The sequence below is a fragment of the Pectobacterium sp. PL64 genome (assembly GCF_022477975.1).
Classification (GTDB): Bacteria; Pseudomonadota; Gammaproteobacteria; order Enterobacterales; family Enterobacteriaceae; genus Pectobacterium; species Pectobacterium jejuense.
This window is the reverse complement of record NZ_CP092070.1, coordinates 3,425,491-3,440,152: the sequence shown is the minus strand read 5'-3', so window position 1 is coordinate 3,440,152 and position 14,662 is coordinate 3,425,491. Positions and strand designations below refer to the sequence as shown.

General features: G+C 53.2%; 10 protein-coding genes. 8 read left to right on the top strand and 2 right to left on the bottom strand.

What is annotated here, in order from left to right:
• Positions 1-319 precede the first annotated feature (319 nt).
• The 5 genes from mazG (at position 320) to HP572_RS15435 (ending at position 8,048) form a co-directional block, all read left to right on the top strand.
• The gene (gene mazG, locus HP572_RS15455) at positions 320-1,132 is read left to right on the top strand and encodes a nucleoside triphosphate pyrophosphohydrolase (RefSeq protein WP_240583671.1); all 813 of its coding nucleotides are present in this window, start codon (positions 320-322) and stop codon (positions 1,130-1,132) included.
• A gap of 226 nt (positions 1,133-1,358) precedes the next feature.
• The gene (gene pyrG, locus HP572_RS15450; RefSeq protein ID WP_010305827.1) at positions 1,359-2,996 is read left to right on the top strand and encodes a glutamine hydrolyzing CTP synthase; all 1,638 of its coding nucleotides are present in this window, start codon (positions 1,359-1,361) and stop codon (positions 2,994-2,996) included.
• Between the two features lie 98 nt (positions 2,997-3,094).
• Positions 3,095-4,390: a phosphopyruvate hydratase gene (eno, locus tag HP572_RS15445; RefSeq protein WP_010305823.1), complete on the top strand. Its 1,296-nt coding sequence runs from the start codon at positions 3,095-3,097 to the stop codon at positions 4,388-4,390.
• 380 nt (positions 4,391-4,770) lie between these two features.
• Positions 4,771-6,966, top strand: coding sequence for a TonB-dependent siderophore receptor (locus HP572_RS15440; RefSeq protein ID WP_240583670.1), 2,196 nt, complete (start codon positions 4,771-4,773; stop codon positions 6,964-6,966).
• A 5-nt stretch (positions 6,967-6,971) separates the two neighbouring features.
• Positions 6,972-8,048, top strand: a complete 1,077-nt coding sequence (locus tag HP572_RS15435; protein WP_240583669.1) for an ABC transporter substrate-binding protein — start codon at positions 6,972-6,974, stop codon at positions 8,046-8,048.
• Between the two features lie 89 nt (positions 8,049-8,137).
• Here HP572_RS15435 and HP572_RS15430 read toward each other — a convergent pair whose 3' ends face one another.
• Both HP572_RS15430 and HP572_RS15425 read right to left on the bottom strand, forming a co-directional pair.
• Positions 8,138-8,815 carry a type 1 glutamine amidotransferase domain-containing protein gene (locus tag HP572_RS15430; protein WP_094431469.1) on the bottom strand — a complete coding sequence of 226 codons (678 nt, stop codon included), beginning with the start codon at positions 8,813-8,815 and terminating at the stop codon, positions 8,138-8,140.
• 46 nt (positions 8,816-8,861) lie between these two features.
• Positions 8,862-10,280 carry a coniferyl aldehyde dehydrogenase gene (locus tag HP572_RS15425; RefSeq protein WP_240583668.1) on the bottom strand — a complete coding sequence of 473 codons (1,419 nt, stop codon included), beginning with the start codon at positions 10,278-10,280 and terminating at the stop codon, positions 8,862-8,864.
• 155 nt (positions 10,281-10,435) lie between these two features.
• Between HP572_RS15425 and HP572_RS15420 the strand changes: the two genes are divergently transcribed.
• From HP572_RS15420 to HP572_RS15410, 3 genes are all read left to right on the top strand, one after another.
• Entirely contained in the window at positions 10,436-11,326 is an 891-nt protein-coding gene (locus HP572_RS15420; RefSeq protein WP_240583667.1) for a LysR family transcriptional regulator, read from the top strand.
• A gap of 301 nt (positions 11,327-11,627) precedes the next feature.
• The gene (locus HP572_RS15415) at positions 11,628-13,187 is read left to right on the top strand and encodes an MFS transporter (protein WP_039530748.1); all 1,560 of its coding nucleotides are present in this window, start codon (positions 11,628-11,630) and stop codon (positions 13,185-13,187) included.
• 43 nt (positions 13,188-13,230) lie between these two features.
• Positions 13,231-14,370 (top strand): glycoside hydrolase family 105 protein, encoded by a 1,140-nt coding sequence (locus HP572_RS15410; protein WP_205551418.1) that lies wholly within the window; start codon positions 13,231-13,233, stop codon positions 14,368-14,370.
• Positions 14,371-14,662 lie beyond the last annotated feature (292 nt).

Below are 14,662 nucleotides of genomic sequence, written 5' to 3'. Positions count from 1 at the left end.
AGGCTTTTGGCGAGAATTGTGCCGCGTTGCGGTTCCTTCGATGAACATGTCCGCTGTCGAGCCACCTGTGACGCGTTTACTCGCCCATAAATGGGGCTCGCCCTTCGGGCCAGCACAAGTGCTGTTCAAAAACGTTTTTGACGTTTTTGTCCGACGCGGCACAGGTTTTCGCCGCATCCATGCGGCTCACTCGGCGGTCATGTGCATCTCAGCACAATTTTCTACGCCGTTGAAATGAAAATAGTGATGTCTTGGCGCTTTTTAGCCGAAGTTGGCTGCCGTGTTTTGCTATTTTTACACAAATTTTTTCAGGAATATTATGACCGTACCTTTGACGAATGTATCCCCCGTCGAGCGCCTGCTCGCCATCATGAAAACCCTGCGCGATCCCGAAAATGGCTGCCCGTGGGACAAGAAACAGACCTTTGACACCATCGCGCCTTATACGCTGGAAGAAACGTATGAAGTGCTGGATGCCATCAGCCGTCAGGATTTCGATGACTTGCGCGGTGAGCTAGGGGATTTGCTGTTTCAGGTGGTGTTTTACGCGCAAATGGCACAGGAAAAGGGCCTGTTCGATTTCTCCGATGTGTGTAACGCCATCAGCGACAAGCTGGAACGCCGCCACCCGCATATTTTCGGCGACCTGATGCTGACGGACAGCGATGCCGTGCTGGCAAACTGGGAGCAGACCAAAGCGCAGGAGCGTGCGGAGAAAGATCGTCATTCGCCGTTGGATGACATTCCTGATGCGCTGCCAGCCTTGATGAAAGCGCAAAAAATTCAGCAGCGTTGTTCGTCTGTGGGCTTCGATTGGAACAGCCTGGGCCCGGTGCTCGACAAAGTGTATGAAGAGATCGACGAGGTGATGCACGAAGCGCGGCAAGCCGTTGTCGATGAAGAAAAATTAGGTGAAGAGATTGGTGATTTATTGTTCGCCACAGTCAATCTCTCTCGTCACCTGGGGCACAAGGCTGAGAATGCATTGCAGGCAGCAAATCGCAAGTTCACTCGTCGTTTTCGTGAGGTAGAACAAATCGTTACTGCATCGGGAAAAACGCTGGAACAGGCGACGCTGGATGAAATGGAAGCCGCATGGCAGCAGGTGAAAAAACAGGAAATAGGCCATTAATCCATTTTTAGTCACAAACCGTATTTTTATCGATTTTAATGAGTTTATTGCATTGTTATTAAAGGTGATTATTGGTTGTGGTAAGGGCGGTTTTATCTCGCCTTCGAGTGTGTTGGAATCGCCACATTGTGTAAAACGAACATTTGTGGCGTTCATCAGGTTCAGGTATACTACTTTCCCGTCTTGGTACCTCCATCGTCTTTAAACCTAAACTCTCAGGTTCAGCATGACAACTAATTATATTTTTGTGACCGGCGGGGTCGTTTCCTCTCTGGGTAAAGGCATTGCCGCAGCCTCTCTGGCGGCTATTCTTGAAGCCCGTGGCCTCAACGTTACCATCATGAAACTGGACCCGTACATCAACGTGGATCCGGGCACGATGAGCCCGACGCAGCACGGTGAAGTGTTTGTCACCGAAGACGGCGCCGAAACCGATCTGGACTTGGGTCACTACGAGCGTTTCATCCGCACTAAAATGTCGCGCCGCAACAACTTCACCACTGGCCGTATCTACTCTGATGTCCTGCGCAAAGAGCGTCGTGGTGACTATCTGGGCGCGACTATTCAGGTGATTCCACATATCACCAACGCGATTAAAGAGCGCATCATTGAAGGTGGCGAAGGCCACGATGTCGTTCTGGTCGAAATCGGCGGTACCGTCGGCGATATCGAATCTTTGCCGTTCCTTGAAGCGATTCGGCAGATGGCGGTGCAAGTAGGCCGCGAACACACGCTGTTTATGCACCTGACGCTGGTGCCGTATCTGGCGGCGGCGGGCGAAGTGAAAACCAAGCCGACGCAGCACTCCGTTAAAGAACTGCTTTCCATCGGTATTCAGCCTGATGTGCTGATTTGCCGTTCCGATCGCACCGTGCCGGCCAATGAGCGTGCAAAAATTGCTTTATTCTGTAATGTGCCAGAAAAAGCAGTAATCTCCCTTAAAGACATTGATTCGATTTATAAAATCCCGTCGCTATTGAAATCACAGGGGCTGGACGATTATATTTGTAAACGATTCAGCTTGAACTGTCCTGAAGCGAACCTGTCAGAATGGGAACAGGTTGTATATGAAGAAGCGAATCCGGGCGGTGAAGTCACTATCGGTATGGTCGGCAAATATGTTGCGCTGCCGGATGCCTACAAATCCGTGATTGAAGCCCTGAAACACGGCGGGTTGAAGAACCGTTTGACGGTAAATATCAAGCTGATCGACTCACAGGATGTTGAAACCCGTGGTGTCGAAGTATTGAAAGATTTAGACGCTATCCTGATTCCGGGCGGTTTTGGTTATCGTGGCGTCGAAGGGAAAATCATGTCGGCGCGCTACGCCCGTGAGAACAATATCCCTTATCTGGGCATTTGCCTGGGGATGCAGGTCGCATTAATGGAATTTGCCCGTAACGTTGCCGGAATGGAAGGCGCAAACTCAACGGAGTTTATGCCAGACTGTAAGTATCCGGTGGTTGCGCTGATCACCGAATGGCGTGATGAGAACGGCAATGTTGAAGTCCGTGATGAAGCTAGCGATCTGGGCGGCACCATGCGCGTTGGCGGGCAGCAATGCCATCTGACCGAAGGCAGTTTGGTGCGTCAGATGTACGGTGAGCAGACGATTATCGAACGTCACCGTCATCGTTATGAAGTTAACAACATGCTGTTGAAACAGATTGAAGCGGCGGGATTACGGGTTGCTGGTCTTTCCGCCGACCGCAAACTGGTGGAGATTGTTGAATTACCCGATCATCCCTGGTTCGTTGCCTGTCAATTCCACCCGGAATTCACATCAACGCCGCGAGATGGACACCCCCTGTTTGCCGGCTTTGTGAAAGCCGCTGGCGCGTACCAGAAGCGTCAGGTGAAGTAAGAGTTATATCAGCAACGCGCGATCACTATCGCGCGTTGTTCGTCTAGGGTTTTAGTTCTATCTAAAGTTTTAGTTTAACTTGTACTGAGGAAAATCTAATGTCCAAAATTGTTAAAGTCATCGGCCGTGAAATCATCGACTCACGCGGAAACCCAACTGTTGAAGCGGAAGTTCATCTGGAAGGTGGTTTTGTAGGTCTGGCTGCTGCGCCATCAGGAGCTTCTACTGGCTCTCGCGAAGCACTGGAACTGCGTGACGGTGACAAATCCCGTTTTCTGGGCAAAGGCGTAACGAAAGCCGTTGCTGCTGTTAACGGCCCGATTGCTCAGGCTGTACTGGGTAAAGACGCGAAAGATCAGGCGAACATCGACAAGATCATGATCGACCTGGACGGTACTGACAACAAATCTCAGTTCGGTGCTAACGCTATTCTGGCCGTTTCTCTGGCAGCCGCTAAAGCAGCTGCAGCGTCAAAAGGCCTGCCGCTGTATGCTCACATCGCTGAACTGAACGGCACCCCAGGCAAATACTCTATGCCACTGCCAATGATGAACATCATCAACGGCGGCGAGCACGCGGATAACAACGTTGATATCCAAGAGTTCATGATTCAGCCTGTTGGCGCGAAAACCCTGAAAGAAGCCATCCGTATGGGTTCTGAAGTGTTCCACACCCTGGCTAAAGTTCTGAAATCCAAAGGTATGGGAACTGCTGTTGGTGACGAAGGTGGCTATGCGCCAAACCTAGGTTCCAACGCTGAAGCGCTGGCCGTTATCGCTGAAGCGGTAAAAGCAGCAGGCTACGAGCTGGGCAAAGACATCACCCTGGCGATGGACTGTGCAGCGTCTGAATTCTACAAAGACGGTAAATACGTTCTGGCTGGCGAAGGCAACAAAGCGTTCACCTCTGAAGAATTCACTCACTTCCTGGAAGATCTGACCAAACAGTACCCAATCGTCTCTATCGAAGACGGTCTGGACGAATCTGATTGGGCTGGCTTCGCTTACCAGACTAAAGTTCTGGGCGACAAAATCCAGCTGGTTGGTGACGATCTGTTCGTAACCAACACCAAGATCCTGAAAGAAGGTATCGAGAAAGGCATCGCTAACTCCATCCTGATCAAATTCAACCAGATCGGTTCTCTGACCGAAACGCTGGCTGCAATTAAAATGGCGAAAGATGCAGGCTACACGGCTGTTATCTCTCACCGTTCAGGCGAAACTGAAGATGCAACCATCGCTGACCTGGCTGTTGGTACCGCAGCAGGCCAGATCAAAACCGGTTCTATGAGCCGTTCTGACCGTGTTGCTAAATACAACCAGCTGATTCGTATCGAAGAAGCGCTGGGTGATGCTGCACCGTTCAATGGCCTGAAAGAAGTTAAAGGCCAATAATTACGTCTCTGGCGTCATCAGCTCGCTGAGAACGCGGCCTGATCTACACCAACGTGATTAACCCTAAAAATCCAGAAGCGTGAAAACGTTTCTGGATTTTTTTATGGCAGACATCCCTGTCTGCCACCCTGCGGGCCGTTGCTTGCGTAACGTTGAAAAATGCACTGTCCCTTCCTTTTCTTGGGTATCCACTGCCCACTTTGTGGTATCGGTCTACTACCCGTTTTTATATTTTAATTTTTAAAATTCAAGGTTTTATAAAATAAATCCCTCTATGGCTCGCCTTATTTTCTTTTTGTCATGTCTGTATAGTATGCGGCGATATATAAAAACTTACATATCGATTATTGACATAATATTGACCAACAGGGACATAGCAGATGAAAGCCCCAAGAAAAAATAATAGAAAAAAAGCACAGTGGTTATTGCCAGCATTGATGGTGGTTGTTCCACCCGTATTGAGCGCCGAACCGACAACCAGCAAGGTCAACGAAAAGGCAAAAGCGGCCGATGTTATGGTCGTCCAAGCGGAACGCAGTGAGGCGAATGCGAATCTGGCTGGCGCAGGCATGACGACCGATGATGTGGAGATCGGGCCGCTGGGGAAACGTTCACGGCTGGATACGCCGTATTCGACCACGACCGTGACGGAAGCCATGATTGCCAATCAGCAGGCGAAGAACGTTAACGACCTCCTGAAATACAGCGCGTCCAGCCAGATGCAAGCGCGAGGGGGCATTGACGTTGGCCGCCCGCAAAGCCGTGGTATGCAAGGCGATGTGCTGGCGAACAGCCGGTTGGATGGATTAAACATTATTTCCACCACGGCGTTCCCGGTCGAAATGCTGGAAAGACTGGATGTGATTAACAGCCTGACTGGCGCGCTGTATGGGCCTGCCAGCCCGTCCGGCCAGTTTAACTTCACACAAAAAAGACCGACAGCTCAAACGCTGAACCGTTTTACCGTGGGCTATTCCGGTAAAGGTGCCGCGATGGGCCATGCCGATTTAGGTGGACATCTGGGTGATGAAAACCAGTTCGGCTATCGCATCAACCTGCTGCACGATGAAGGCGAGGGGAGTATTAGCAACAGCACGCTGAGACGGCAACTCGCCAGCGTCGCGTTTGACTGGAATCTCTCACCCGACACGGTGTTGGAAGTTAACGCCAGCGAGTATCGCTTCAGAAAAATGGGTTATGCCAGTGGCTTTTCCTATGGTCCGGCGATTCAGTTACCTAGTGCACCGGACGTGACAAAACAGGGATACGGGCAGAGCTTTGCGGGTCTCGACCTCATTACCAAAACGGCCAGCACACGCCTGAAGCACTACTTCAACAATAACTGGTATGCCTCGGGCGGGGTGGGTTATCAAACTGCCGATCGTGGTATGCGCTCGCTGTCGAATGCGATTACTAACAATCAGGGCACTGTGAGTACCTCTCTGACGCAGCCTTATACCGCCGGACGCTTTAAGGTATTGAGCAATACGTTGCAACTGAACGGCCATATTGATACGAACGGGCCTTCTCATGATGTGGTATTCAGCACCACCGGATACCAATGGACAATCTATAACGGACTGGGGAATAGCAAGCGCTTCCCGTTGGGAAACAGCACCATTGATTCACCGCGTAGTTATACCGATCCTAGCGATGGGCGTTTCTATCTGGGATCGGGTCGCTATAAATCCAGCCGTACCAGTCAGCAGGCTATCACCGCTGGCGATACCGTTACGTTCAACGATCGCTGGTCGGCGATGGGCGTGGTGAGCCAAAGTTGGATCACCTCACGCAGTTTTGGCTCTGATGGTGGAGTGACACGCGATACCGGCACCAGTCCGACTGTGTCATTGATGTATAAGCCTTTGCCTAACGTGATGACTTATGTCGCCTATGCTGATTCACTGGAACAGGGCGGCACTGCGCCAACAGATGATTATGTGGTGAATAAAGGGCAGACGCTGAAGCCTTATCGCAGTACCCAGTATGAAGCGGGAGTGAAATCGCAGTGGGATGGGATGAACCTGAACGCGGCTATTTTCCGTCTGGAACGTCCCTTCGCGTATGTCGCATCAGATAACGTATTCAAAGAGCAAGGTAATCAGGTCAATACGGGTCTGGAGTTAATGGCGGATGGTGAAGTGTTTTCCGGCTTGCACCTTTACGGCAGCATGACGTTATTGGATCCCAAGCTGAAGGACACCGGATTAGCCGCAACGCGTGATAAGCGAGTGGTTGGGGTGCCGAAGCTTCAGGCCAATCTGCTGACGGAATACAGCTATCCGTCTACGCCTAATCTGGTCTATATCGCGAATCTTCACTACACCGGTAAACGTGCGGCCAATGATACCAACACAACCTGGGCGGGTAGCTACTTTACGCTGGATTTGGGCACACGCTACGGCTTCAAACTGTACGATAAGCCTGCGGCATTTCGTGTTGCACTCAATAACGTCACCAATGAACGTTACTGGGCTTCCATATTCCCTGGCAGCACGGACGGCATTAACGGCGGTGCCAATGCGTTTGTCGGCGAACCACGTGAAATTCGTGCTTCTCTGACCGTTGACTGGTGAGTGTGATGCTGAAACGTAACCTTACCACGCGGTATCGCGAGCTTCTGCTCAATGCGTTAGTGCTGTTGGCGGTGAGTTTCTCTGGCGTGCATCTGGTTCAGGCGGAAACGCCTGAACCCGCTACGCGGACGATTCACTATTACGGCGATCGCACTGTGACGGTGCCCGCGACGGTTGAGCGGGTTGCCACCTCGTGGAATGCGCAAAACTCGATACTGGCGATGCTGGGCTATGGCGATCGTATTGTCGGGACGACGAAACTCGTGCGCGATATGCCGCTGTTCCGCCAGTTTGTGCCGTCCATTACGCAGGCATCGCTAGTTGCTCATAGCGGAAACATGGGAATTAATACGGAAGCGCTGATTTCTCGCCGTGCTCAGGTCTTTTTCGTATCGGACAGCGTGCCGGTTGCTGAAGCGGAAGCGCTGAGTAAAGCGGGGATTACCATCGTACCGCTCCGCTATAACTCGCTGGCGGCAATGGTCGAACGCACACTGATTACTGGTGAGGTTCTGGGGCCGGACGCATCGCGTCGGGCAAAGGATTTTGCCGCCTACTATCAGGATAACGTCAGGCGCGTGACGGAGGTGATCCAGAACATTCCGTCACAGCAGCGTGTGAAGGTCTACCATGCGGTTGGCGATCCGCTAACGACATCGGGACGTCCTTCGTTGAATCAGGACTGGATGGATCTGGGCGGCGCGATCAACGTGGCGGAGCCGTGGTTTAGCCGTTCTGGCGTGACGACGGCACCCGTATCGCTTGAGCAGATTTTTCAGGCCGATCCCGATGTGATCATTACGATGCGGGCTGACGATGCGAAGGCGATTCGGCAGGATGCGCAGTGGCAGCAGCTACGTGCGGTAAAACAGGGGCGCGTTTATGCGAATCCGCTAGGGATGTTCTGGTGGTGTCGGGAAACGTCGGAACAGGCGTTGCAGTTTCTTTGGCTGGCAAAAACGCTGTATCCGCAGCAGATGCAGCACATTGATATGGCAAAAGAGACGCATGATTTCTATCAGCGCTTTTACGGTATCGATTTAACCGCGCAGCAGGTTGATTCTATTTTGTCTCCACCCTGAGTATGCCGAGGTGGATTATTTAATGACAGGGCCGCATCGTGATGCGGCCCTGTTTTTTTAGACACAGACAAATGAGGGGATAGCGCGGATTATGCCAGCTGCTTGAGAATCGCTTTAGCAACCACTTCCGAGCTTGCCGGGTTCTGACCGGTGATCAGCTTGCCGTCTTCAACGAGGTACGGCGCCCAGTCAGGGCCTTTTTCATACAGGCCGCCGAGTTTCTTGAACTCATCCTCAATCAGGAAAGGTACGACGTCAGTCAACTGAACCGCTTCTTCTTCACCGTTGGTAAAGCCTGTCACTTTGCGGCCTTTAACCAGCGCGTCGCCATTTTCTGCTTTCACATGAATCAGTACGCCCGGCGCGTGGCAGACAAACCCGGTCGGCTTGTTGGCGCGAACAAAGGCTTCGATGAGCGCGATAGAGACCGGCGATTCTGCCAGATCCCACAGCGGGCCGTGACCGCCAGGATAGAAGACGGCATCGAAATCCTGTTCGTTGACGGTATCGAGTTTTACCGTATTGGCCAGTTCCTGCTGTGCAGCAGGATCTGCTTTAAAGCGATGCGTCAGTTCAGTTTGAAAATCGGCCAGATCGCTTTTCGGGTCGAGAGGCGGCTGGCCGCCAGCAGGGGAGGCGAGCACCAGTTCGGCACCGGCATCTTTAAAGGTGTAATAAGGGGCGGCAAACTCTTCCAGCCAGAAGCCGGTTTTATTACCGGTGTTGCCCAGTTTGTCGTGAGAAGTCAGGACCATTAAAATTTTCATTATTTTTCTCTCTATGGTTGCAGGATGATTGGGTGAAAGCTGCCGATTACCCTTTGAGGACGGCAACAATCGCGTCTTGTTTTTCATGGTAAGGCGCACGCAGTGTCAGGTTAGACGCGCCATCTTCACTTTGTATGACAATCGGTTTGGCATGGCTGAAACGGCGGAATCCGTGAACGCCGTGATATGCGCCGATGCCGGATGCGCCGACGCCGCCGAACGGAAGTGTGTCGATAGACACGTGCGTCATCACATCGTTGATAACCAGCGCGCCTGATGTCGTTCTGGCAGCGAAACGCTGTTGCATGGCTTCATCTTTGCTGAACAGATACGCCGCCAGCGGGCGTGGATGTGCATTGATGTAGTTAATCGGTTCCTCTGCCGCCTGATAGGTTTTAATCGGCAGCAGCGGACCAAAAATTTCTTCCTGCATGATTGTCATATCATCATGTACGCCGAACACCAGATGCGGAGCAATTTTGCGGCTTTTCGCATCGTAGGGCGCTTCGCCTTCCGGTGCCAGACTGACGACGGTCGCGCCTTGCTGCTCAGCCTCTTTCAGAATACGAATCAGGCGATCGTAATGCTTGTCAGCAATGATAGACGTGTAATCCGGGTTCGCCTGTAGCGTCGGGAAACTTTTCTGCATAAACGCTTTCGCCGCATCGCGGAAAGCCTGCTCCTGACCTTCGGGCAGCAGAACGTAGTCCGGCGACAGGCAGATTTGCCCGGCGTTGAAGGTTTTCACCGTCAGCGTGCGTTCAACGGCTTCGGTGATGTCTGCGCTGCGATCAATCACGACCGGTGATTTGCCGCCCAGCTCCAGCGTGACCGGCACCAGATTCTCTGCCGCCGCACGCATCACATGTTTCCCAACGGCGGTGCTGCCGGTGAAGACCAGATGATCGAACGGCAGTTCGCTGAATGCCTGACCGATTTCTGCATCACCCAGCACCACGGCCAATTCCAGCGGATCAAAATAGTGGGCAATCAGTTCTGCCAGCAGTTCAGACGTACGCGGCGTGAGTTCTGACGGTTTCAGAATCGCGGTATTACCAGCGGCAAAAATGTCAGCCAGCGGGCCGAATGACAGATTTACCGGGAAGTTCCACGGGCTGATCACGCCAATCACGCCCAGTGGTTGATGCTGAATCCACGCCTGCATGCCGGGAGCGGGTTCATCCACGGGTTCTGGCTGCATCCAGCGTTCAACGTTGTCGATGGCGTTCTGAAGTATTTTCAGCGTAATGCCGATGTCGGCAGCGAACGAGTGATACAGGCTGCGATGGCCGAAATCATCACTCATGGCCTGCGCGAGCGCCGCATGGTTTTCACGGAGCAGGTTGATGCTGCGCTGTAAGCGATCTTGACGCAGCGCGGCATCGGCTGGGCCAGATGCAATGTGAGCACGTTTCATCGTATTCAGGATGGCTTGTAAATCCTTTTTGGATTGTTGTGTCGACATGTTTTGTCCCCTTTTAGTCGTCGATTACCAGAGAAAACAGAAGGTTAGCCGGGGTTTCCGGGTCACTCAATATGGGGTAAAGGATACGGCAGGGGTTGATCCGTCCGCCAACAAGATTATTATTCGGGGGGTATAAATAATTTTATGGGTCTCGTATGTCACTCATCCGTCTACGCACGTTTGTGGAAGTCTATCGGCAGCGCTCGATTAGCGGAGCGTCGCGCGCGCTCAATCTGACTCAGCCGGCGGTGTCGCAGCACATTGCCGGGCTGGAAGTGGCGGTGGGGCGGCGTCTCTTTGAGCGTCAGGCAAATGGCGTAACGCCAACGTCAGCGGCAGACGACTTAGCGGCGGATCTGGGGGACAAGCTTGATGAGGCCGAGGCGGCGCTGGCGTCTGCCCGCGCGAGGTCAATGGACGTCTCAGGGACGCTGCATATCATTGGCCATGCGGACTTCATGGCTGAAGTGGTGTCGGAACAGCTATTGCCGCTGCTTGAGGCGGGTGTGCGGGTACATATGCATACCGGCGACGGCGATTTGATTAAACAGATGCTGCTGGAAGGACACTGTGATTTGGGCATAACGGCGCATCCGGTGACGGATAAGCGGCTGAAAAGCGATTTGTTAAAGAGTGTGACACTACAGGCGGTGGCGGCTCCCGCGATTGTCGAACGGCTATTGCAGACGGGCGATCTGCCGCAGGCGCTGGCGCAGGAACCGATGCTGGCGTATGACCTTGAGTTTCCTCTAATCGATCACTGGTTGAAGAAGAACCGCATGGAGGAGAAGGGGCTGGTGCCCGCCGTGGTGAGTCAGGATCTGCGTGCGCTGCGTCGCGTGCTGACCAGTGGATTTGGCTGGACGGTGATGCCGGTGTATTTATGTCAGGACCTGCTGGATACGGGGGAGCTTGCCATTATTCCGCCTCCTGTCGGCACAACACAGCTGGATTACTATCTGGCCTGGGTACCGGGGGCACTGCGCCAGCCGCGCTTAGCCCACGCGCGGCAAACCTTCCTGTGGCGATTACAGCACGCTGAATAGCGCTAGTCTCTGCTAAAAAAACACCATTTTTCAAGACATCACGAGGCAACGTCCGCTGGCGACGCTGCCTTTCTTCCTGCTGACTTCCTATCTTCTATCCTGTGATCGCCATAAACGAACTGCTGGTTTCGTTCAGTTAAAATGGCTTTTTATAAAATCTTTGAAGCGGATCGCACCAATCTTCCCTGTGCTGCCAGCGTGGGGCGCGTGGTGGCAAAAGCGCAAAGGTTTTCACGATCGCCGGGCGCTACCGTATCAGCGTGACACCTTCATAATTAAAAATGTTCGGGGAAGGATGGCGATGAAAACGCGTAAGATCGGTTTGGCTAACTATTTAGCCTACGGTTCAGGGGACTTTCTTGGCGCTGGTACAACGGCGCTGACGGCCGCTTGGTTACTCTATTTTTACACCACGTTCTGTGGCTTAACGCCGATAGAGGCAACGTTTATTTTTGCGATGGCGCGTGTGCTTGATGCCGTCGTCAGCCCGCTGATGGGCTTCCTGACTGATAACTTCGGTTCAACCTGGCTGGGCAAACGCTTTGGCCGCCGCAAATTCTTTATTCTGCTCGGTATTCCCTTCGTGTTCAGCTACAGCTTCATGTGGGTCGGGGATATGAGCTATTGGTACTATCTGCTGACGTACCTGCTGTTCGATATCGTCTATACGATGGTGCTGGTGCCGTATGAAACGCTGGTGCCGGAAATGACCGACGATTTCAAACAGAAGACCAAGTTCTCCGGCGCGCGCATCGCGCTGGCGCAGCTGTCTGCAATTTTGGCCGCGTTCCTGCCAGGCATCCTGCTGGGCTACTTTGGTAAAGACAACGCTATTTCCTTCTTCTATTCGAGTCTGGTGTTCTCCGTTATCTGTGCGCTGGTGCTGACGCTGGTCTATTTCTTTACCTGGGAACGGCCGCGCGATCAGATGTCGGAAGCATCGCTGCGGGCGGAGAAAGAGCGCCAGTCTCTGACGTTAGGCCAAAGCCTGAAACGGCTGAACGTCGAACTGGTTTCCACGCTGCGTATTCGCATTTTCCGTCAGCATCTTGGGATGTATCTGGGCGGGTATATCGCGCAGGACGTGTTTAACGCCGTGTTCACCTATTACGTGGTCTTTGTGCTGATGCAAAGCCCGACGATGGCGTCAAACCTGATGGGAACGATGGCGATTCTGCAATTCATTGCGGTGATCGGCATGATTCCGCTGTGTATCCGTTTTGGACCGGCTCCGTCTTATCGTTTGGTCGTGTGCCTGTTTGGCGTGAGTGCGCTTTCCTACGCCGTCTTGTGGTACAGCGGCCTGCACGACACCTTCTCTCTGCTGCTGTTGATTTCTGCGCTGGCGGGTATCGGGCGCGGCGGGATCAACTACGTGCCGTGGAACACTTACACTTACATCGCGGATGTGGATGAGGTGATCACTGCGCAGCGTCGCGAAGGGATCTTCGCTGGGATTATGACGCTGACTCGCAAAGCCTCTCAGGCTGGTGCGGTGATGCTGGTGGGCGTGGTGTTACAGCTCTCCGGTTTTGTGTCCGGCCAGAGCGTACAGGCACCGGGCGTTAGCCACACCATTCTGATGATTTTGAGCTTCGGCACCGTCGGCGTGCTGGCGCTGGGCTTCCTGGTTTCTCTGCGCTTTAAACTCAACCTGCAAACGCACAGCGTGCTGCGGGAAGAGACGCTGAAAATGCGTGAAGCCGGGCGTCCTGTGCCGGAGAAGATTACGCCGCAGGCGCGGGCAACGGTCGAAATGCTGGCTGGTATGCCGTATGAATCGCTGTGGGGCAATAACAATATCGGCTACCTGAACCGCCATAAAGGCGACAAGCCGGTCACGCACGCTACGCAGCCGTAACTGTATTGAACTGTTAACTGATAACTCAATTGGATGAATGACTATGACCGTATTCAGTGTAAAACATAGCCCGCTTTTACGTCAGCCAGAACGCTTCATCTCCCGCGAGGATCTGAAGGCGCTGATTTGCCGTATCACCGACAATCTGGTGAATATTGAGGATAAAACCGGTGAGTTCTTGTTACGGCTGGACGATGGTCGGGTAATTGATACCAAAGGCTGGGCGGGATGGGAATGGACGCACGGCATCGGGCTGTACGGGATTTATCAGTATTACCAGCAGACGGGCGACGAGCAAATGCGCGCCATCATCGACGACTGGTTTACCGAGCGCCTGGCGGAAGGTACGCCGACGAAGAATGTGAACACCGTGTGCCCGTTCCTGACGCTGGCTTATCGCTATGAAGAGACGGGCGATGCGCGCTGGCTGCCATATCTGGAGCGCTGGGCGGAGTGGGTGATGTATGAAATGCCGCGCACGGACAAGCAGGGCTTGCAGCACATTGTTTATAACAATGAAAACCACCAGCAGCTGTGGGACGACACGCTGATGATGAGCGTGCTGCCGCTGGCGAAAATCGGCAAGCTGTTAAACCGGCCGGAGTTTGTGGAAGAAGCCACGTATCAGTTCCTGCTGCATGTGCAATATCTGATGGATCGCGAAAGCGGCTTGTGGTTCCACGGCTGGACGTTCGAAGGACAGCACAACTACGCCAAAGCACGCTGGGCGCGTGGTAACAGCTGGCTGACGATCGTTATTCCTGAATTTATCGAACTGCTGGATCTGCCGGAAAACAATGCGACGCGCCGCTTCCTGTTGCAGGTGCTGGAAAGCCAGATTGAAGCATTGGCGAAATATCAGGATGACAGCGGCCTGTGGCACACGCTGATTGACGATCCAAATTCGTACCTTGAAAGCTCGGCAACCGCCGGTTTTGCCTACGGTATTTTAAAAGCGGTGCGTAAGCGCTACGTCGATCCGAGCTACGCTGAGGTGGCGGAGAAAGCGATTCGCGGCGTTATTAATCATGTTAATCAGGACGGCGAACTGACGCAGGTGTCATTCGGCACGGCGATGGGTAACGATCTGGATTTCTACCGCAACATCGCGCTGACCTCCATGCCGTACGGTCAGGCAATGGCGATCCTGTGTCTGGCGGAATATCTGCGGGTATATTTGTAACAGGTTAACGCAATTCTTATATGTAAATGCTGCGAATTTTTATGGTTTGGCCGTTATCCGGCGTGAAAATTATGCAGCGGTGCGCTTGACCGCCGAGTGAGCGACAGGACGTCGCGAAAGCCAGCGCCATGCCGGGAGCATGTCGCTGGCGGCTCGAAAAGTGGGCAGGGGCACCGATGGAACCGCGTAGCGGCATAATTTAGCCGGAAGCCTGGGTTCGTAGGGCGGCGGCGATTGAGCCGCCCTACGTCGGGCGCGAGTCTGTATCGCACATGAATTTCCGCAGTATGGC